General features: G+C 62.7%; 20 protein-coding genes and 1 riboswitch. Of the genes, 4 read left to right on the top strand and 16 right to left on the bottom strand.

Going from position 1 to position 20,307, the window contains the following annotated elements; translation table 11 throughout:
* The 5 genes from NUV99_03540 to NUV99_03520 form a co-directional block, all read right to left on the bottom strand.
* A partial coding sequence (locus tag NUV99_03540; GenBank protein ID MCR4419202.1) for an aldehyde ferredoxin oxidoreductase occupies window positions 1-582 on the bottom strand: 582 nt, incomplete at its 3' end.
* A 55-nt stretch (window positions 583-637) separates the two neighbouring features.
* Entirely contained in the window at window positions 638-1,963 is a 1,326-nt protein-coding gene (locus tag NUV99_03535; protein MCR4419201.1) for a phenylacetate--CoA ligase family protein, read from the bottom strand.
* Window positions 1,964-2,089: 126 nt separating this feature from the next.
* Window positions 2,090-3,889: a helix-turn-helix domain-containing protein gene (locus tag NUV99_03530; protein ID MCR4419200.1), complete on the bottom strand. Its 1,800-nt coding sequence runs from the start codon at window positions 3,887-3,889 to the stop codon at window positions 2,090-2,092.
* A gap of 104 nt (window positions 3,890-3,993) precedes the next feature.
* Window positions 3,994-4,605 carry an anaerobic ribonucleoside-triphosphate reductase activating protein gene (locus NUV99_03525; protein MCR4419199.1) on the bottom strand — a complete coding sequence of 204 codons (612 nt, stop codon included), beginning with the start codon at window positions 4,603-4,605 and terminating at the stop codon, window positions 3,994-3,996.
* 1 nt (window position 4,606) lies between these two features.
* A complete protein-coding gene (locus tag NUV99_03520; protein ID MCR4419198.1) occupies window positions 4,607-6,715 on the bottom strand; it encodes a ribonucleoside triphosphate reductase in 2,109 nt (702 codons plus the stop codon).
* Between the two features lie 251 nt (window positions 6,716-6,966).
* A riboswitch (cobalamin riboswitch) is annotated at window positions 6,967-7,150 on the bottom strand.
* Window positions 7,151-7,309: 159 nt separating this feature from the next.
* Here NUV99_03520 and NUV99_03515 point away from each other — a divergent pair.
* From NUV99_03515 to NUV99_03500, 4 genes are all read left to right on the top strand, one after another.
* On the top strand, window positions 7,310-7,654 hold the full coding sequence (locus NUV99_03515; protein ID MCR4419197.1) for a nucleotidyltransferase domain-containing protein: 345 nt from the start codon (window positions 7,310-7,312) through the stop codon (window positions 7,652-7,654).
* Complete coding sequence (locus tag NUV99_03510; protein ID MCR4419196.1) at window positions 7,654-8,076, top strand: HEPN domain-containing protein; 423 nt, start codon at window positions 7,654-7,656, stop codon at window positions 8,074-8,076. The genes NUV99_03515 and NUV99_03510 overlap by 1 nt, the downstream gene beginning before the upstream one ends.
* Window positions 8,077-8,243: 167 nt before the next feature.
* Window positions 8,244-9,098: an ATP-binding protein gene (locus NUV99_03505; protein MCR4419195.1), complete on the top strand. Its 855-nt coding sequence runs from the start codon at window positions 8,244-8,246 to the stop codon at window positions 9,096-9,098.
* Between the two features lie 47 nt (window positions 9,099-9,145).
* Window positions 9,146-10,021 carry a 4Fe-4S binding protein gene (locus NUV99_03500; GenBank protein ID MCR4419194.1) on the top strand — a complete coding sequence of 292 codons (876 nt, stop codon included), beginning with the start codon at window positions 9,146-9,148 and terminating at the stop codon, window positions 10,019-10,021.
* Between the two features lie 260 nt (window positions 10,022-10,281).
* Here the strand turns inward: NUV99_03500 and NUV99_03495 are convergent, their stop codons facing one another.
* Genes NUV99_03495 through NUV99_03445 form a run of 11 tightly spaced genes read right to left on the bottom strand, consistent with a single transcriptional unit; the run spans window position 10,282 to window position 19,949 of the window.
* Entirely contained in the window at window positions 10,282-11,715 is a 1,434-nt protein-coding gene (locus NUV99_03495; GenBank protein ID MCR4419193.1) for an NADH-quinone oxidoreductase subunit N, read from the bottom strand.
* The gene (locus tag NUV99_03490; GenBank protein ID MCR4419192.1) at window positions 11,715-13,244 is read right to left on the bottom strand and encodes an NADH-quinone oxidoreductase subunit M; all 1,530 of its coding nucleotides are present in this window, start codon (window positions 13,242-13,244) and stop codon (window positions 11,715-11,717) included. The genes NUV99_03495 and NUV99_03490 overlap by 1 nt, the downstream gene beginning before the upstream one ends.
* Window positions 13,241-15,109, bottom strand: coding sequence for an NADH-quinone oxidoreductase subunit L (gene nuoL, locus NUV99_03485; protein ID MCR4419191.1), 1,869 nt, complete (start codon window positions 15,107-15,109; stop codon window positions 13,241-13,243). Before nuoL ends, NUV99_03490 begins: the two co-directional genes overlap by 4 nt.
* Before the next feature lie 27 nt (window positions 15,110-15,136).
* Window positions 15,137-15,442, bottom strand: coding sequence for an NADH-quinone oxidoreductase subunit NuoK (gene nuoK, locus NUV99_03480; protein ID MCR4419190.1), 306 nt, complete (start codon window positions 15,440-15,442; stop codon window positions 15,137-15,139).
* Window positions 15,443-15,448: 6 nt separating this feature from the next.
* Complete coding sequence (locus tag NUV99_03475) at window positions 15,449-15,985, bottom strand: NADH-quinone oxidoreductase subunit J (protein MCR4419189.1); 537 nt, start codon at window positions 15,983-15,985, stop codon at window positions 15,449-15,451.
* Between the two features lies 1 nt (window position 15,986).
* Window positions 15,987-16,439 carry an NADH-quinone oxidoreductase subunit I gene (locus NUV99_03470; GenBank protein ID MCR4419188.1) on the bottom strand — a complete coding sequence of 151 codons (453 nt, stop codon included), beginning with the start codon at window positions 16,437-16,439 and terminating at the stop codon, window positions 15,987-15,989.
* 6 nt (window positions 16,440-16,445) lie between these two features.
* Window positions 16,446-17,492 carry an NADH-quinone oxidoreductase subunit NuoH gene (gene nuoH, locus NUV99_03465; protein MCR4419187.1) on the bottom strand — a complete coding sequence of 349 codons (1,047 nt, stop codon included), beginning with the start codon at window positions 17,490-17,492 and terminating at the stop codon, window positions 16,446-16,448.
* Window positions 17,493-17,503: 11 nt separating this feature from the next.
* Window positions 17,504-18,619: an NADH-quinone oxidoreductase subunit D gene (locus NUV99_03460; protein ID MCR4419186.1), complete on the bottom strand. Its 1,116-nt coding sequence runs from the start codon at window positions 18,617-18,619 to the stop codon at window positions 17,504-17,506.
* A 31-nt stretch (window positions 18,620-18,650) separates the two neighbouring features.
* The gene (locus NUV99_03455; protein MCR4419185.1) at window positions 18,651-19,121 is read right to left on the bottom strand and encodes an NADH-quinone oxidoreductase subunit C; all 471 of its coding nucleotides are present in this window, start codon (window positions 19,119-19,121) and stop codon (window positions 18,651-18,653) included.
* Window positions 19,111-19,602 (bottom strand): NADH-quinone oxidoreductase subunit B, encoded by a 492-nt coding sequence (locus NUV99_03450; protein ID MCR4419184.1) that lies wholly within the window; start codon window positions 19,600-19,602, stop codon window positions 19,111-19,113. The genes NUV99_03455 and NUV99_03450 overlap by 11 nt, the downstream gene beginning before the upstream one ends.
* On the bottom strand, window positions 19,593-19,949 hold the full coding sequence (locus tag NUV99_03445) for an NADH-quinone oxidoreductase subunit A (GenBank protein MCR4419183.1): 357 nt from the start codon (window positions 19,947-19,949) through the stop codon (window positions 19,593-19,595). The genes NUV99_03450 and NUV99_03445 overlap by 10 nt, the downstream gene beginning before the upstream one ends.
* Window positions 19,950-20,307 lie beyond the last annotated feature (358 nt).

The following is a 20,307-nucleotide window of genomic DNA, read 5'->3' as shown; positions in this document are numbered from 1 at the left end:
GCCCATTACCGCCCCCAGTCCCGCGCGGGCGGCCGCCCGGCCTTTGTTGTGCATTACCGCGGCGATTAAGGAGCCTTTCTCCGCCGCCGGGCCGATGCAGGCTGCCTCTACGTCTTCTCCCAGTTCCTGCTTTAGTAGCTCCTCGGTTTCAAAGGTGTCCTTGCCCCAAAGATGGCTGGCGTCCCGCAGTTGGGCTTGGCCGTTGTCGATGACCAGATAGACCGGCTTGGCCGATATGCCGGTGAAGAATACGGCGTCGTAGCCGGCAAACTTGAGCCGCGGGCCAAAGTGCCCGCCGGAGTTGGCGTCCCCCCACCCGCCGGTGAGGGGGGATTTGCCTACCACTATATAGCGCGAGCCCCCTACCGCCGGGGTGCCGGTGAGCGCCCCGGTTACTATCCCCAGGATGTTGTCCGGCCCCAGCGGGTCGGCTCCCGGCTTCATGCGGCTGTACAAAAGCCGCGCCCCCAGGCCGTAACCGCCCAGGAAGTTGCGCATCAGCGCATCGTCCAGCGCCTGCTCTTCCATCGCCCCGCGATCAAGGTCCACCCACAGCGCCCTGCCCAGGTACCCGTATCCCATCACAACCTCCCCCTCGAGATTCAATTGCGACCCGGCATCTGCCGGAAATTGCGCCCTACTTCCGCTGCGCCCCTTCCCGCACCCGCACCAGCCGCGTCTTGTACTCGCTGCGCTCCAGGCTTCCCGGTGCGACCGGGTTAACCTCGATGCGAACGTTCAGGCTGTCGCGCACTCTCTGCTCCATGTTCCGCTTCAGGCCGGCCAGATCCAGCTCCAGCGACTTCACCTCCACGTCCACCGGGATCGGCGTGTCGAACCGCACCTGCTCGGGATAGTCCTTCACAATCTGCAGGTACCCGGTAAGGGACTCGCCGAAGTAGGTGAGCAGAACGTCTCGTATGGCGGAAGGGAAGACGTTCATCGCCTTGTAGATCAGCATGTCGTCCACGCGACCGATGCACCTTATCTTCGGAGACGTCCGCCCGCACGGGCACCCCACGCCTTCCACCCTTACCAGGTCCCGGGAACGGTAGCGCAGAACCGGCGTGGCCTCCCGGCGGAGGGTGGTGTACACCGGCTCCCCGGTAACTCCCGCCTCCCAGGGCAGAACCTCCCCGCTGGCCGGGTCCACCAGTTCCACCGCCACGTCCCGCTGGGCGCAGAAATGCATTCCCGTTTCTTCCTCACATTCTGCCCACATGCCCGGCAGCACGTCGGAAAGGCCCATGATCTCTCTGACGGTTGCCGCTCCCCACAGGTCCTTCAGCTTCTGGCGGATGGCAGGTTCTCCTAGCCCGGGCTCACCTCCTCCCAGCACCTTGCTTATGCCCAGTTCTCTGGGCTCGATACCCAGGACGCGGCTGCATTGCTCGGCCAGATACACGTCGAAGGACGCGGTGCCCTGTAACACCGTGCAGTGCAGGTATTTCATGGTTTCCAGGATTCTGGCCGTGGAGAGCCCGCCGGTCCAAACCATCATCGCCCCTATGTGCCGCATGCCCTCAAAGTAGGGGTCGCCTCCGGCAAACAGCGGCACGGCGGTAGTGTGCACCACGATATCCTCCGGCCTTACTCCGGCCGTAAAAAAGAAGCGCGCCAGGGCCTCGCGCCAGCACGCCAGATCATTTCGCGTCAGGCCGTAGTAGACCGGACGGCCGGAGGTGCCGGACGAAGAAATCACCTGCACGATTTCCCCGGTAGGGACGGTTTGAATCTCCCCCAGGGGATGCTCCCGGGCCGCACCCGCCTGCGCGCTCCGCAGGTCCTCCTTGGTGAGAAAGGGAATATCGGATAACTCCGGATGGCCGTCCTTTAGCCGCCGCCGGTAGAACTCGTTGGCGCTCCGGACATAGTCTATCTGCCGCCGAAGCTCCTGCCGCCAATACGCCTCTACTTCCCGCCAGGGCATGGTTTCGAACTGTGCATCCCAGTACTGCGGCATTTGCTTGCCTCCCCAGTGAGGTTATTCAGCTAAGAGCTTATACCGGCGGGTTTGGTGCGACAAGGGCATGAAATGCCAAAGTTCACAACTCGTTGATGTGTACCAGGCCGACAAATGTGCTTCAATTCACCGGAACAGTTCCGGGTAAAAGAACCGGGCAAGACGGACGGCAAGCTCAAGATTGAACCGGCATTCGGGATGAGCGAGGTCTTGGCGGAGAAGCTGCTTCGTCCTCTCCAGGCGGTAGCGCACGGTGTTGAGGTGGCAGGCCAGATCCTCGGCCGTTGCCCTGAGGTTCCCCCCGTGGTCAAAGAAGCTGTAAAGCGTCCTGAGATAGGAGGTGCCTTTCTTCCGGTCGGTGACAATGAGGGGACCAAGGGTGCCCTGAACCAGCCGTTCCAGTTCGGCGGCAGCCCCGGCATCAACCAGAGGGCGGTAAACGCCGAGGTCATCAAAGAAGGCCTCGAAGGCCTCCCCTTCCTGCCGTCCGATTCTGGTAACGCAGTCCAGGGCAAACCGGGCCTCACGGTAGGAGCGCGGAACCCCATCCAGGGTTTCCGTCACCCCGCCTACCCCGAGGCAGACGGGAAGATCCCGTTCGCCGGCCAGCCTGGCCCTCAGCTCGGACACTACCTGCTTCAGCGTTCGGCCTGAGCGCTCCTGGACGAAGGACAAGAGAAATACAACCTCTTCCCTGCCCACCGCCACCAGGCTACGCAGGCCGAGCTCTTCCAGCCAGGATCTCAATTCGTGCACGCGCCTGCGACCCAGCATGGTTATTGCGGTTGATCGCAGCCCGGCTCCGGCGCGGCGCGCTACCACCACCGTGCCCGGCAAGGGCAGGGCCAGTCCCAGCTGCCGGGCCTTTTCGGCCACTTCCTGCGGACCCCACCTTCCGGCCAGGAGGTTTGACACCAGCTCGGATTCCGCATCCCGCAACGCCGCTACCGCGGCCCGCTCTCTCAAGAGCTGCAGCACCAGGACGGGAAGGCTGCGTTCCACCATAGCGACCGGTTCGGAACCGCCGGCGGCCAGTACACACAGGTAGCCCAGCACCTCCCCTTCCGCATGGAGGGGAAACACCGATACTCGATCCGGCAGGGAAAACGAGGGCTTCCCCGGGAGCGGCTCCTTTCGGCCGAACGCCCGGGAGACATGTTGATCCAGCTGGATCAGCGCCTGATCGGCAATCCCCGCCGACGCCCGCCGCACGAGCTGGCGGTCGTAGAAGGCCAGACCCGCACCGGTATACCGGGCCAGGCATTCCGCTATTGCCCTAATCCCGCCCCGAAGGGCGGCTCTGAGCAGCAGGTCGTCCAATTCTACCAGGCGTTTGAGGTGCTGAACGGTGCGGCTGACCTGTGCCTCTTGAAGTCTGCAGCGTTGAACCAATCGCGCGGTCTCTACAGCCGAGGCCAACTGCGACCCCAGCAGATCGAGGACTGCCAGATCGTCGTCGGTGAATCCCCCGGCCTTGTTATTCAGGTGCAGGACACCAATGCATCGGTTGTTAAAGGCCAGCGGGACACTGGCCACGTTCCTGGCCGGAAACAGCTCCAACAGGCCCCGGATTATCCGCGAATCCTCAAAGGGATTATTGGATACGTAGGGCTTTCGGCTCTCAAAGACGGAGATCGCATTTCCCCCGTTTTCCCTCCTCACCCGATAACGGCTGATCAGGCGCTCGTCCCAGCTTCCAAAGGCCGGCTTTTGCAGGGCCAGGCACTTTGCCTGCTCGTCGTACAGGAGAAGGCCCGCACTCTCTGCCCCTACGCTCGCCCGGGCCGTCTCCAGTATCCGTTCTATCACCCGGTCGAAGCTGTCGCCTTCCACCAGGGCCCGGCCAATCTCGGAAAGGCAGTTCAAGGCATCAAAGGGAAGATACGCTCGCCGGTCTGCGGAGAATCTCTCGACCGACCCATGCATCCCTTGCTTTCCCTCCCCCCTGGTAACCGATCTGACCCTGCCCGGCCGCGCTCGCGGCCATTGCTCCGATGTTATCATTAGTTGCCGCAGGGCGCCAATATTTTTTATTCCCCTGCCTCCGCCTTCGCCGAAACGGAAGGGGGCGGCCGCCAGGGCTGGACTATCAGATACCCGCCGACCTCCTGCTCCATCTCCCGGATAACTTCCCGGTCGTGGATGCCGGTCACCGCCGTGGTCCGCACCGCACCCTTGCCCGCCGACAGGACCAGGCGCACGGTCTCCATTACGGCGGACGCGCCTTCGGCGCCCTCGGGGCAGACCGTGCCGTACATGCGGGCCGGAAGCTTGTAGTCTACCGCCACCCGGTCCACCAGCCCGGCCTGCAGGGCCGCAGCCACGATTCCGGGGTTCGAGCCGTTGGTGTCGAGCTGCACCGGCAGGCCCAGCGACTTGACCCGGCCGAGGAAGGATAGGAGGTCGGGCTGGACGGTGGGTTCCCCGCCCGAGATCACCACTCCGCCCAGCAACCCCCGGCGCCGGGCGAGCCAGGCCAGAACCTCTTCCTCGGGGATGAGAGCCCCCTCCGGCTCGGCCGGAATCAACGTGGGGTTGTGGCACCAGGGGCAGCGGAAGTTGCAGCCCTGGGTAAAGACCACCGCCGCCGGCCTTCCCGGCCAGTCGCAAAAGGATAGCTTAAGAAAGCCGCCAATTCTCATCCTATCGGCCCACCGCGAACGTTCTGCGGTCCCGGAACTCCGCCTGCTTGCCCGCGTTCCAGCGCCGTACCGGCCGGTAATAACCCACCACCCGGGAGTAGACCTCGCACTCCGACCCGCACCTGGGGCAGGTGTCGTGCCGCCCGGAGAGGTAGCCGTGGGCCGCGCAGACCGAGTAGGTGGGAGTCAGGGACAGGTAGGGCAGGCGGTAGTTTTGGAACACCCGGCGCACGAACTCGGCGCAGGCGCCCGGGTCGGGGTTCTCCTCGCCGATCCAGACGTGCACGACGGTTCCGCCGGTGTACATGGCCTGAAGCTCCTCCTGGTGGTCCAGCAGCTCGAAGACGTCGTCGGTGGCGTCCACCGGCAGCGTTGTCGAATTACTGTAGTACGGCGCCGCTCCTTTTCGCCAGGCCTCCTGGTTGGCCACGATAAGGTCCGGGTACTTCTCCTTGTCGATCTTGGCCAGCCGGTAAGATGCCCCCTCGGCCGGCGTGGCCTCCAGGTTGTAAAGATTCCCGGTCTGCTGCTGGGCTTGGCGGCAGAACTCGCGCAGGAACTCCAGCACCTTCAGCGCCAGGCGCCTCCCTTCCGGGCGGGAAATGCCTGTCCCCAGCAGGTTCAGGCACATCTCGTTGCCCCCGACCACGCCGATGGTGGAGAAGTGGTTGGCGAACAGCCTGCCGAACCGCTGCTTCACCTCGGCAAGATACCGGGCGGTAAAGGGGTACAGCCCCGCCTCGGCGAAGCGCTCCAGCGCCTTGCGCTTGACCTCCAGGGCGGTCACGGCGATCCCGGCCAGCCGGGCCAGGCGCGCGAAGAGGTCCTCCTCGTCCCGCGCCAGGTAGCCCAGGCGGGCCAGGTTCAGGGTCACCACACCGATGCTCCCGGTCTGGGGGTTGGCGCCGAACAGGCCGCCGCCCCGGCGCAGGAGTTCCGAGGTATCGAGCCTCAGCCGGCAGCACATGGAGCGCACGTCCTCGGGGCGCTGGTCCGAGGAGATGAAGTTGGAGAAGTAGGGGCTGCCGTAGCGCGCCGCCAGGCGGAAGACCTCACCGGAGGAAGGACCGGCGAAGAATTCCCGGGTGACGCCGTAGGTGGGTATGGGGAAGGTGAAGCCCCGGCCCCGGGCGTCCCCTTCGAGCATGACCTCGCAGAAAGCGCGGTTGACAAGGTTGACTTCCTCCTGGAGGTCGCCGTAGGAAAAGGGCATATCCTTCCCGCCCACCACCGCCGGCTCCCGGGAGAGGAAGTCCGGAACCGAAACGTCCAGCGAAACGTTGGAAAACGGGGTCTGAAAGCCGACCCGGGTGGGCACGTTGAGGTTAAAGACGAACTCCTGCAGGGCCTGCTTCACCTGGTCGTAGTTGAGGTTATCGGCTCTGACAAAGGGGGCAAACAAGGTGTCGAAGTTGGATACCGCGTTGGCGCCGGCGGTCTCTCCCTGGAGGGTGTAGATGAAGTTGTAGAGCTGGCCCAGCGCAGACCGGAGGTGCTTCGGCGGGCTGGCCTCGGTGTGGCCGGCCACCCCGTTGAAGCCTTCCCGGAGGAGCTTCTGCAGGTCCCAGCCGGCGCAGTAGAGGGCGATGAGGTTCAGGTCGTGCAGGTGCAGGTCCCCGCTCCGGTGGGCTTCCCGCACCTCGGGCGGGTATACCCTTTCCAGCCAGTACTCCGCCGCCAGGGCCCCCACCAGGTAGTTGTTGAGCCCCTGCAGGGAGAACCCCGCGTTGGCGTTCTCCCTCACCCGCCAGTCGGCCTCTTCCAGGTAGGCGTCGATCAAGTCCTGCGAAACCAGGGCCTTCATTTCCCGGACCCGGCGCCGCTGCTCCCGGTAAAGGATGTAGGCCTTGGCGGTGGCAAAAAGGCCCTGCTCCATCAGGGTGCGCTCCACCAGGTCCTGAACCTCTTCCAGGTAGGGTAGGTGCCGGCCGGCAGCCGCCAGCTTCTCCACCACTGCGGCGGACACCGCCGCCGCCACCGCCCCGGCATCCGGGGCTTCACTGGTGGCCTGCAGGGCCTTGCGGGCCGCAGCCTCGATCCGACCGGGGTCGAAGGCTTCCACCCGTCCGTCGCGCTTGACGATACCTTGCGGTAGATTGGTCTTAGACAATTTCCATCATCCCCCACCCGCTGAGTAAGCTTGGGTTTCCGCCGGCAGTCCCGGTCCCACCGAGTACCTAAAAGCCTTGCCGGGCACCAAACTTGGCGCCGGTGGGCTATGAAGGCGGGCGCCTGGCCTCCGAAGGGCCGAAGCCGGACCCCCAGGCGCCGCCCGGTCTCCCGCCGGTACCCGACTTACAAGAACGCCCAGCCCGGCGGCTGGGTAGAGGCACGGCCCTCCTCCCCGTCCGCGCGGGAAGCGACCTCGTCCGGGAAACGGGCAGGTCTCCTGGCTCGGGTTCGTCGGCGGCCCGGCGCCTTCCCGGGAAACCCCGGTGGCCTACCTGCCGGGCTCCTCCCCCTCACAGTGGCGGGACCGCGCCGGACTCGCACCGGCTTCCCTTTTCACCCGCCTGCCGCGGGCACCCGCTTCCACCAGATATCGCTATTTCCCACATTCGCCAAATACCGAAGGAATCCTCCCGGCGGGTTCCAACCCGCCTCGGGACCCAGCCTCCTTCTCCCCTTGTGGACCGGCCTGCGCGGGCTTATTATATAGACGTCAAACCGGCGATAGATCTAATCCGAACGGGTGAACGCGCACATGTCTGAACTCGGGAAGATCCTGGAGGCAAAGCAACGGCGCAAGGCCCGGTTAGATCGGGCCCTGGCCGAGCTCTGCTCACAGTTGCGCGAACTAGGAGCGCTGAAGATCATACTGTTCGGGTCGATGGTCAGAAACGAGACCGACGTTGACAGCGACCTTGACCTGCTGGTGGTGATGCCGGCCACCCGTAGAGGCAAAGAGTGGGGGCGGATGGTGTACGAGCGGGTGGAGTGCGCGGTGGCCAGCGACATTCTGGTTTATAACGAGCGGGAACTCCAGGAGGAGCTACCGGTGAATAGTTTTCTGCAGGAGATACTGGCTTTCGGGAGGGCACTAGAATAATGAGAAAACCCTACCTGGTGGAGGCTGAAAGGTGGCTTACCCAGGCCAAGGATGAGTTCGCAGACGCAGACGATCTCCGCCGCCGAGGCCGTTTCTACCTAGCCCTCTTCCACTTCCAACAGGCGGCAGAGAAAGCCTTAAAGGCCTACCTCTATCTTAGGCTGAAGTCTGCCGAGGCTTTCCGTATCCACTCGGTAAACGAATTGGCGCGGTTGGCGGCCGAACTGGACCCCGACTTCCTCGACGTCTTGCCGGCCAAGATGCTCGACCGCTACTATATCCCCACCCGCTACCCCAACGGCCTTCCGGGAGGCGTTCCCTCGCGCTACTTCGATGACCCAGAGGAAGCCAAGGCCGCCATGGAGGCGGCCAAAGCAGTGGTTGAGTTAGTAGAAAAGAAGCTGCTCAGCGAGGGCCGCTAGCAGCTCCCTAGCGGATCCTCATTTTTACCTTGGGCGGTACCGGGTGCTCCCCGTTCGTACTGTCACCTCGCCGACCATACTTGCGCCCGGGCTTGACAGAGCCGGCCGCCGGGGTTAGTATAGGGTTATCGGGCGTATGCCCATAAAAGCCTAAGGACGGGATGACTATGCGCATCGCCGTAGCCAGCGGGAAAGGCGGAACCGGCAAGACCTTGGTGGCCACGAGCCTGGCCCTTTCCCTGGCCTCGGCCGGAACTCCGGTCCAGTTTGCCGACTGCGACGTGGACGCGCCCAACGCCCACCTCTTCCTCCGCCCGAAACTCGACGGGCGGGAGGAGGTTACGGTGGCCGTACCCCGCGTAGACGAAAACCGCTGCACCTTCTGCCGCCGCTGTGCCGAGGTATGCGCCTTCAAGGCCATAGCCGTACTGGGGCAGGCGGTGCTGGTCTTCCCGGAGCTTTGTCACGGCTGCGGCGTCTGTACGCACTTTTGCCCCGAGGGGGCCATAACCGAAGAAAAGAGAGCCATCGGAGTGATAGAAGAGGGACAGGCCGGGCCGCTGGCCTTCGTCCAGGGGAGGCTCAATCTGGGCGAGCCGCTGGCTCCGCCGGTAATCCGGCGGGTAAAGGCCCATGTCCGGCCCGGAGTTACCGCCGTGCTGGACGCTCCGCCCGGCACCGCCTGCCCGGCGGTAGAAACGGTCAAAGGCTCGGACTTTTGCCTGCTGGTGACCGAACCCACTCCCTTCGGCCTCCACGACCTGGAGCTGGCCGTGGAGGTGGCCCGCACCCTGGGGGTGCCGGCGGGCGTGATCCTCAACCGGGCCGGTATCGGCGAGGACGCGGCGGTGGAGGAATTCTGCCGGGAACAGGGGCTGCCGCTTCTCTTGAAGATTCCTTTTGATCGAAGCATCGCCCAGGCCTACGCCCAGGGCCTCACGCTGGTGGAGGCCCAGCCCGGCTGGCGGGAGGAATTCCTGCGCCTGGCGGAAGCGGCAAAAGATCGGACCGGGGCCCAATAAAACTCACACTCAGAAAACAAGCGATAGACCACGAAGGAGTGCAGGCCATGAAGGAGCTGGTGGTGCTCAGCGGCAAGGGCGGGACCGGCAAGACCGGCCTGGTGGCCTCCTTTGCCGCCCTGGCCGGAGGAGCGGTGCTGGCGGACGCCGACGTAGACGCCTCTAACCTGCACCTCATCCTCCGCCCGACCCTCAAGGAAACCGAGGAATTCTGGAGCGGCGTAACGGCGGTTATCGACGCCGACCGGTGCGAAGGGTGCGGCCTGTGCCGCCAGGTCTGCCGCTTCGGCGCCGTTACCGGGGGCAACCCGCCGGCGATAGAGGAATATTCCTGCGAGGGCTGCGGTTTCTGCGCCCGCATCTGCCCCGTTGAGGCTATAAGCCTGCAACCGGTGCTGGCCGGCTACCGTTACCTCTCGGAGACACCCTACGGCCCCCTGGTGCACGCCCGACTGGGCACAGGCCGGGAAAACTCCGGCAAGCTGGTGGCCGAGGTGCGCAAGGCCGCCCGCGAGCTGGCCGAGGGCCAGGGCTGTTCCTGCCTTCTGACCGACGGGCCGCCCGGTACCGCCTGCCCGGCCATCTCCGCCCTGGCCGGTGCCGGCCTGGTCCTCCTGGTGACCGAACCCACGGTTTCCGGCCGGCACGACCTGGCCCGAGCGGCAGGACTTTGCCGCCACTTCGAGGTGCCCGCGGTGGTCTGCCTGAACAAGTTCGACCTCAGCCCCGAGGCCGCCCGGCAAGTGGAGGATTTTTGCCGGGCCGAAGGGTTGGAGGTAGTCGGCCGAGTGCCCTTCGACCCCGCCGTGCCCCGGGCCCTGGCCCAAGGTCAACCCCCGGTAGAGGCGGTGTCCGGGACCACGGCGGCGTCGATCCAGCACGTCTGGGATCAGGTACGCGCACGCCTTGCTGCCCCAGCCTGAAGCTGAGCTACGCGGCCCGCTCCTAGCGGATCCCCAGTTCGCCCTGCCGGCAGTCCTGGTTTCCCCTGGTACCGGTCGCTTCACCGACCGAACCACCTTGCGCTTCGGGCTCCGCCGGGCTGCCCGCGCAGGACCTCGTCCTTGGCCCCGGCGCGGCCTCGGCCAGCCGTGGCCATCGGCCCGCCTTCACAGTCGCTTGCGCCCAGCTCGGTGCCCGGCGAGGCTTCAGGTACTTGACCGGGTCCGGAACGCCACCCGGGTTAACGAAGGAAAGTCTGGGCTACGTCCGCGGCTATTCTGGTAAGCGGCCCCGGGTAGGTGCCCACCAGCAGGATAACCACCAGACAGGCCACCATCGCCACCTGGAGACCGGTGGGCACCCTTAAGGAGGGGCTACCTGCCGGGGGCTCCTTTATGAACATGGCCTTGGCCACCAGCAGGTAGTAATAAACCGAAACCATGGTCATTATTACCGCCACCAAGGCCAGCCAGACGTACCCTCGCTCGATGGCCGCGGTGAACAGGTAGAACTTGCCCCAAAAGCCGGCCAAAGGCGGAATTCCTGCCAGGGACAGCAGGGAGAAAAGCATCACCGCTGCCAGGAGCGGGGCCCTCCGGGCCAGTCCGGCGTAGTCCGGGATTTCGTCGCTACCCGTTGCCTGCCAGAAGGCCGTAACCACCATAAAGGCCGCCATGTTGGCAAAGACGTAAAGGAGGGAATGGAACAGCACCCCGGTAAGGCCCAGGGGAGAAAGAGCTACCACTCCGAGAAGCAGGTAGCCCGCCTGGGAGATGCTAGAATAGGCCAACAGGCGCTTAATGTTGGTCTGAGGAATGGCCACCAGGTTGGCAAACAGTACCGTGAGGAGGCAGAGGAGGACCAAGGGTGCTCCCCAATACGCCCGCACCTCCGGCAGTGCCATCACCAGAAGCCGTATTAGGGCGGCAAGGGCCGCCGCCTTAGAACCCACCGCCAGCAGGGCCGTGACCGGTGTAGGCGCACCCTCGTAGACGTCCGGCGACCAAAAGTGGAAGGGTACGGCGGCGATCTTGAAGGCAAAGCCGGCTATCAGGAACACCACCGCTGGGATCAGTAGCGGCACCTGGGTCCGGCCGGCCAGGGCGGGTCCCAGTTCTCCCAGCCGGGTGGTTCCCGTCAGCCCGTATACCAGGCTAAGACCGTAAAGAAGAACCGCAGAGGACATAGCGCCGAGAAGAATATACTTGAGCCCGGCCTCCTGGGACTTGGGGTCGCCCTGGTTAAACGCGGCAAGCAGACAGAAGCTAATGGTCATGAGTTCTAGGCCCAGGTAAAGCGTGACCAGATCGCCGGCTCCGGCCACCAGCACCATTCCCAGGGTAGCAAATACCACCAGCGCGTAGAACTCCGCCTGGCAACGCCCCAGGCGAGGGACGAAGTCGTGCGAGGCGATGGTGGCCAGTATGGCCGCCGACAGAAGCAACTCCTTGAAGAAAGCGGCATAGGCGTCTTGTAGGTAAGACCCGCCCAGGAACACCCCTTGCCGGCCGTGCCGGGCCAGGGTAACCAACAGCACCAAAGCCAGGCCTACCGAGGCCAGATAGCCAAGGCTTCGCTGCCGGTCGCGGGGGACAACCAGGCCCAGGGCCAAGAGGCCGAGCCCCAGGGCGGCCAGGAGAATTTCCGTGCTGAGAAGCGCCCAGTCCGCGGCCATCAGAAGATCCCCCCGATCTGAGCTGCGCTTTCCAGCTTGGCCACCAGCGGTCCTATGCTTACCTTTATGACCTCCACCAGCGGAGAAGGAAGAACGCCAAAGAGGATAAGCACGCCGCAGAGCACGGCTATGGGCACCATTTCTACCCCCCGGGCATCGGTCAGGTGATCCCACTGCGGCTGGCGCGGACCCAGAAACACGTGTTTGAAGACGCGCAGAACGTACATGGCCGTAACCACTACCCCGAGGATGGCTACCACGGCTACGGTCCTAAAGGTGAACCATCCGCCCAACAGCGCCTGCTCCCGGGTAAAGGCCCCTATGAAGATGAGAAACTCGGCGACGAAGTTGTTAAGCCCGGGCAAACCCAGCGAGGCCAGACCGCCAATCAGCCAGGCAGCCGCCACCCGAGGCATCTGGTGGGCCAAACCGCCGAAAAGGGCGATTTCCCGGGTATGCGCCTTGTGGTACACCTGACCCACCAGGGCGAAGAAAAGGGCGGTCATGATCCCGTGGGCGAACATCTGCATGACTGCGCCGGTAAGGCTAAACAGGTTAAGGGCCGCCACGCCCAGTAGCACATATCCCATATGGCTTACGCTGGAATAGCCGATGACGAACTTGAGATCCCGCTGCTGCATGGCCACCAGGGCCCCGTAGACCACGTTGACCAGGCAAAGGAGGGCGATTAACGGCGCCCAGTACTTGAGCCCTTCCGGTAGGGAAAAGGCGCCAATCCGCAGCAAGGCATAGGCTCCCAATTTCATTAGGACGCCGGCATGGAGCATGCTCACGGCGGTAGGGGCGGCCACGTGACCGTCAGGCGACCAAAGGTGAAAGGGCCAAATCGGCACCAGGACACCGAAACCGAACAGGATAAGAAACGATACCCAGCGTTGAAAAGATAAGCCGTAGGTCAAGCTCCCCAGAGTGGCGATATCGGCGGTTCGGAAACCAAGGGCAACGCCGGCCGCGAGATAGAGAGAAATCAGCCCGATGAGGGCGAAAGCGCTTCCCACCAGCAGGTAGAGCGTCAACTTCATGGCCGCATACTCTTTGCGCGTACTGCCCCAGACCCCGATGAGAAGGTACATGGGGATGACGGCGACTTCAAAGAAGAAATAGAAGAGGAAGAGGTCGCGGCTCATGAAAACCCCGAAAACGCCCGTAACCAGCATCAGGAGGAAGATGAAAAACTCCTTGACCCGCTGCTCCAGGTCCCAGGAGGCAAAGACGCCGGTAAATATGACAATCGCCGTAAGCAAGACCAGAGGCGCGCTCATTCCGTCTACTCCCAAGGCGTAGTTGATGCCGAGGGCCGGTACCCAGGGCACGGTTTCCAGAAACTGCATTCCTCCGCCAGCCTGATCGTAGGCCAGAAAGACGTAGAGAGACAGGCCGAGAGAAACCGAGGTGGCTACGGCAGCGGTTATCTTGATCAACCGGTCCTTTCTCTCCGGAAGACACAGGATAATGATAAGCCCGGCGACCGGCGCCAGCAGAATGGTGGAGAGTATGGGGAAGCTCATGGTATCCTCCCTCCCGATGCCGGCAGTGCCATCCAAAAAATCAGGACCACCACTGCCGCAAAGATTACCAGAGCGTAGCTCTGAAGCAGGCCGGTCTGGGTTTGACGCAATCCTCGGCCGCCGGCCCGGACGCAATTGGCCAGCCCGTCGAAAAAGCGGTCGATCACCCGTCTCTCGCACCAGTTGAACGCCGCCCCCAGGCCCAGGACCACCGTCCGGAACAGCCACAAATAGAGCTCGTCCAGGTAATAGCCGTGGTAAAGCAAGCGGTGCAGGGCCGGCACCGCCGAGGCCAGGGGCTCGTTCGCCACCTGCCGCCGTCCGTAAACCAGCCAGGCGCCGGCGATGCCCAGAAGGGCTACCGAAGTGGAGAGCGCCATCACCGTTCCGTTCCCCGCCGCCGGTTCCGGCTCGCCAAAGTAGACCAGAGAGCCAAAGCCGCAGGGGACAAAGGGAGCGCCGGTGAACCCCGCTCCTGCGGCCAGAACCGCCAGCACCGCCAGGGGCACGGTCATTACCTTCGGCGACTCGTGCGCCGGCAGCTCCGCCCGCGCCCGGCCGAAAAGGGCGACAAACACCAGGCGGAAAACGTAGAAGGCGGTAAGAAAAGCAGTAAGGATAGCGAGAACGAACAACCCGGTGTAACCGTGGCTCCACACGGCCGAGAGGATCTCGTCCTTGCTCCAGAAGCCCGAAAAAGGTGGTACGCCGGCCAGCGCCAGGGCGCCTACAACCAAGGCGAGGCTGGTTATTTTCATTTTCCGGGCCAGGCCGCCCATACGGTAGAGGTTCAGTTCATCCAGGGCATGGTAAATGCTGCCGGCCGCCAAGAAGAGCAAGGCCTTGAAGAAGGCATGGGTGGTAAGGTGGAACATGCCCGCCGTCAGGCTACCCACACCCATGGCCATCACCATGTACCCCAACTGACTGATGGTCGAGTAGGCCAGAACCCGCTTGATGTCTTCCTGGGCCAGGGCCATAGTGGCGGCCAGGAAGGCGGTAAACCCGCCGATATAGGCCACCACCAACTGAGCCTGGGGCGCGCTAACGAACAGTATAAAGCCCCGGGCCAGAAGATAGACGCCGGCCGCTACCATGGTGGCGGCATGAATAAGGGCGCTTACCGGCGTAGGACCCTCCATCGCGTCCGGCAACCAGACGTGCAGAGGAAACTGGGCCGACTTGGCCACCGGTCCGCAGAAGATCAGCAGGGCGGTGAAGGTAAGAAAGGCGGGGTGAGCGTCCTTGAAAGCTTGTCCGAGTTCTAGAAAGTTGAAGGTGCCGAAGCCGAGGAAAAGCATGAAGGTGCCCAGCATGAAGCCGAAGTCACCGATGCGGTTGACGACGAAGGCCTTGATGTTTGCTGCTACCGCCCTCGGCCGGTGGAAGTAAAAGCCGATTAGCAGGTACGAGCACAGACCCACCAATTCCCAGAAAAAGAACATCTGAAAGTAGTTGTTCGCCACCACCAAGCCCAGCATGGAGCTGACGAACAGGGACACGTAGGCGAAGAATACGGAAAAACCCGGGTCCCCCCGCAGGTAGCCGATAGAGTAGATAGCCACCAGGAGGGAAACCGAGGTTACCACCAGCAGCATCACGACCGTAAGGGGGTCGATAAGCAGGCCCGCCTCTACGGTGAGACCGGGCAGGTCAAGCCAGCGGCCGGCCAACTCTATCGGCTTGTCCATAGTGATGCCCCGTTGTAGCCCCTCCTCTAGAACGCCGAGCGAAAAAAGGAAGGAGAGGCCGATGGCGACCACCGCCGTTAAGGCGGACGCCATCCGAAGTGGGCGCACCACAAACACGATCAGGAAAAAGGCAACGGCAGGAAACAGTGGAATCAGCCAGGCCAGCTCGATCACCGGACCCTCTCACCTGCCCTCTATGTACTACCACTTTAGCCAATTGAAGTTCTCCACGTCGGTGGAGAGATGGCGCCGGTAGATTCCTAGGATGATTGCCAGCCCCACCGCTACTTCGGCGGCCGCCACGACGATTACGCAAATCGCAAACACATACCCGGCCGTCTCACCAGGCCCGAGGAAGCGGTTGAAAGCGACAAAGTTAAGGTTGACGGCATTAAGCATCAGCTCAATACCTATGAGGACGGCAACGGCATTCTTCTTGGCCAGGGCGCCGAAAAGCCCGGCGGCAAAAAGTCCGGCAGCGACGACTAAATAATGTCCGAGACCGATCATAGCCTAACCTCTGCCCCCTCCCGCGACCATAATCGCCCCTACCAGGGCCACCAGGAGCAAGATCCCCGCCAGCTCCAGGGGTAGAACGTAGGTGGTGAGGAAGGCCTCCCCTATCGGCCCTGCGGTGCTGATCCCGGAAGCTCCCTCCCCTCCTCCCCACGAGGTGCGCCTGAGCAGCATCACCACGGCCCCAAGGAAGAAAAGGGCTAGCGCACCGGCGGGCAAAACGAAGCGACCGAAGGGATTGCTTTCCTGCATCCTGCCCCCCGGCCGCCGGGTAAGCATGATAGCAAAGACCAGCAGGACGGAGATGGCGCCGGCGTAGACCAGCAACTGCACCATGGCCAAGAAATCCGCCTCCAAGAGCAGGAAAAGACCGGCCGTAGCCACCAAGCTCAGGACCAAACTGAAGGCCGCGCGCACAATGTTCTTTCCGCTAACTGCCGCCAGCGCCGCACCCAGCGCCGCTCCGGCCAACAGCCAAAAGGCGCCTACCTGCCTTAGGCTGGCCCAAAATCCCGGCAGCGAGAGGCCTTCCATGCTATTCCTCACCCCCTGCGGCCCGCCGGCCTTCGAACTTTTCCCGGCCGGCCAGATCAAAGTCATTGGCCGCCTCCCCGCTAAGAGCATAAAGAGCGTAGATTGCGCCGCCGCGGTGATAGGTTGCCAGCTCGAAATCCGGACTAAAGCTTAAAGCCCCTTCCGGGCAGGCCTCAACGCAAAGCCCGCAAAACAAACAGTAAAGAAGGTTAACCTCGTAGCCGGTGAGGCGGCGTTTTTTCTCGTCCCGGCGAGTGTGAATACGGATTGCCCGGTTGGGGCAAGAACTGGCGCAGGTCCCGCAGGCGGTGCATTTATCCGCCGCCAGCGAAAGAAGGCCGCGAAAACGCGGGGCCAGTACCGGCCGCTGCTCCGGATACTGCTCGGTAATCGCCCGGCCGAAAAAGTGCCGGATGGTTATGGCCAGGCCCTTTAGCAAACCTCGGCCGTACATGCGGTTTCACCCCCCGATCCCCGAGAAGAGCTTGATAACCACGCCCGTAACCAGCACGTTAGCTAAGGACGCCGGCAAGAGAAACTTCCAGGCCAGACCCAGCAAATGGTCGGCGCGAACCCGAGGAAAGGTCCACTTCACCCACATGAAGAGAAAAACCATAACGTACACTTTGATCACGAACCATAGCCAGGAAGGCAGCCAGGGGCCCTGCCATCCGCCCAGAAAAAGGGTAACCGCCAGGGCCGAGACGCTCAGAAGGTTAGCGTACTCGGACAGGAAAAAGAGGGCGTAGCGCATCCCCGAGTATTCGACGAAGGGACCGGCAACGATCTCCTGCTCCCCCTCCGGGAGGTCAAAAGGGCCACGGTTCAACTCGGCGATGGCGGCCACGAAGTACAGGACGAAGGCCGCGGGCTGCAGCACCACGAACCAAAGCGGCTTCTGGGCGGCAACGATATCGCCCATCCGCAGGGACCCGGCGAGCATGATTACTCCCAGGAGAGAAAAGGCCAGGGGGATCTCGTAGCTGATCACCTGGGCCACTACGCGCATGCTCCCGAGAAGCGCATACTTGTTATTGGAGCTCCACCCGGCCATAAACAAAACCAAGGTGGCGGTGGAGCCCACGGCAAGGAAATACAGTACGCCCACGTTTAGGTCGGCGACGATCATTTCTCGGCCGAAGGGGATAACCGCGAAAAGCATGGTGGCCGGCACAAAGATGAGCCAGGAAGCCAAACGAAAACACATCCGGTCGGCGCCGGCCGGGATTATGTCCTCCTTGCCCAGGAGTTTGAGAGCATCAGCCACACACTGGAAAATGCCTCCCGGACCTACGCGATTAGGCCCGAGCCGCTGCTGCATGTACCCTGCTACTTTGCGCTCCAAATAAACCAGAAAAATAACGTTGACCAGTACAAACCCTAGAACGGCTACGGCGTAAACCGCCACGGCGCAGAGAAAGGCCCACGGCTCAGGTATGCCCCAGGAAAAAATCAGGTTCTTTAGCCCTCGATCCAGGCTGAGAAACACGGTTTCCGCTCCCGCCATCTCTCCCCCTCCTAACGGTCAACCTCGCCCAGAACGATGTCGATTGAGGCTAAGGTGGCCACCAAATCCTGAATGGTGCCGCCGGCAGCCATAATCGGAAGGGCACCCAGGTTGACGAAGGAGGGCCCGCGGATGTGCAACCGGTAGGGGCGGGCGGATCCGTCGCTCACCAGGTAGTATCCCAGGATACCCTTGCTGCCTTCAATCTGGTGATAAACCTCGCCCTTGGGAGGCCGAAGCACCTTGGGCAACTTGGCCCGCACGGGGCCGGGGGGAATGTCTCGGGCCGCCTGCTCAACGATGCGCAAGCTTTGGCGCATCTCCTCCAGGCGCACTACGAAGCGATCAAAACAGTCACCGTTTTTACCCGTGGGGATCTCGAAGTCAAAACGGGAATAGATCCCGTAGGGACGGGCCTTTCTCAGATCAAAAGCCAGTCCGGAAGCCCGCAGGTTCGGCCCGGTAACGCCATAAGTCAAGGCCGTGGGTAGGTCAAGAACGCCTACCCCCTTGGTGCGGGCCTGGAAAATCTCGTTTCCGGTTATCAGCCCGTCGTACTCCTCAAAGCAGCGGGGCAAATCGCCCAGCAAGGCCTTTAGGGCCGGCCAGAATTCTTCCGGCACGTCTTCGGCTATACCGCCGATTCGCAGGTAGCTTGTGGTCAGCCGGGAACCCGAGGCCATTTCGAACAGGTCGACAATGCGCTCTCGGTCGCGGAAGGCGTACATCCAGCCCGTCCAGGCGGAAAGGTCCAGGGCGAAGCTGGCCACGAAAACCAAATGGCTGGCTATCCGCTGCAACTCGGCCATGATAACTCGCAGGTACTCCGCCCTTTCCGGCACCTCTATCCCCATCAGCTTCTCTACCGTTTGCACGTAGCCCAGGTTGTTGAGCATGGCCGATAGGTAGTCCAGTCGGTCGGTATAAGGAATGAATTGAGGGTAGGTACGGCTCTCGGCAATCTTCTCCAGCCCCCGGTGAAGATAGCCGACCACATTTTCCAGCTTTACCACGCGTTCGCCGTCGAGGGTCAAAATACCGCGGTAGACCCCGTGGGTGCTGGGGTGCTGCGGCCCCATATTCAGCGTTATTTCTTCGGTGTGAAGCCTTTGGTCGGCCTGGGGCACCGGCTTCCCCTCCCCTTCTGCTGGTCAAGGCTTACCGCCCGGACGCCTCTTCGGCCCACCGGTCCTGCTCCGGCAAGACGAAGTCCTTGCGTAACGGGTGCCCCACGAAATCGTCCGGGCAGAGGATCCGGCGCAGGTCGGGGTGGCCCTCGAAGACGATGCCGAACAGGTCGTACGCTTCCCTTTCCAGGCAAAGGGCCGCCGGCCACAAACTGCTGACCGAGGCAATCGTTGGGTGGGCCTTCGGTAAGCGCACTTTCAGCCTTAACTCTTCCCCTTCCGGCACCACCCAGAGGAAGTAGACCACCTCGAAGTATTCGGGCCAGTCCACCGGGGTCAGATCCAGCAGCAAGTTGAAGCTTCCCGCCAGCTCCGTGGCCACAGAAAGAAGCAGGTCGGGCGGAACGAGAAGGCTAGTGACCGTAGCGTCCGGGACCAACTCCACCCTTGGGCCGTATTTCTCCCTCAGTATTGCCGCCAAGCTTGGAGGCTCAACGCCCACCGGCAACCGCCTCCTCCCTCCGGGGGTCTAGCACTTTGGCCTTAAGCTGTAGGAGTCCGTAGAACAGAGCCTCCGGTCGCGGCGGGCAGCCGGGCACGTATACATCCACGGGAATCAGGGTATCTACCCCCCTGACCACATTGTAGGAATCCACAAAGGGTCCGCCGCTACAGGCACAACTGCCCATGGCTACCACGTACTTGGGCTCGGGCATCTGTTCATAAAGTCTTACCAGAAGCGGCGCCATTTTGTTGGTTACCGTGCCGGCCACAATCATTAAATCGGCCTGGCGGGGAGAGGCGCGGAAAACCTCGTAGCCGAACCGGGCGATGTCGAAACGGGCTCCGCCGGCCGCCATCATCTCGATGGCGCAGCAGGCTAGGCCGTAGGTGAGGGGCCAGAAGGAACGGGCCCGGGCGTGGTTAAGAATAGCATTGACTGTGGTCAGCAGGAAGCCGCCCTTGCCTTTCTCTACTCCCATTTCAGGGCTCCCTCCTTCCAGGCGTACCACCAGCCCAAGAGAAGGATGCCAACAAACACCAGCATCTCCACAAAGGCAAAAAGTCCCAGCGCCCTGAACTTAACTGCCCAGGGATATAAAAAGACGGTTTCTACGTCAAAAATGAGGAATAATAAAGCGTAGAGGAAGTAGCCCACTTTAAACTGAACCCAGGTGGGTCCCTGAGTAGGCAGGCCGCATTCGTAGGTGGAAAGCTTTACGGGGGTTGGCCGCTTGGGCCGCACCGCCCTGGCCACTGCCAGGGCCAACGCACTTACAAATAACCCGGCCAGGAAAAAGATGCCTACCGCCGCAAACTGTTGCTGCATTTCCTTCACCTTCTCGGCTTCCAGTCTTGAGGTTATGCCTGCCGCGATCGCTCCGAGAAGCTACGGGCCGCTAATAGGCGATGCCTGGTCCCGCCCTCCCGGTGTAGAAAACAAAAGACCATGGAAACCACCGCCGGCTGCGCCGAGCTAGGGCCTCCATGGCCCGGAATCCAATCTAGGATATACCGGGTCCGCCGGCCTTCTGACCGGCCAATTCCTTGCCCCCTGTCCGCCGTTCTGGGCCAGGGATGCGACGAACCAATCAACCAATCTTACTTGGGTCAAGTATGAAGCCCCACTCGGGTGCCGGTCAAGCCCCACCTTGCCCCTTTTCGGTCGTTATGGGGCTTTTCCTGAC

The sequence above is a fragment of the Clostridia bacterium genome (genome assembly GCA_024653205.1).
Lineage (GTDB): Bacteria > Bacillota > DSM-521 > Neomoorellales > SLTJ01 > JANLFO01.
This window is presented reverse-complemented; position numbering and strand designations above follow the sequence as displayed.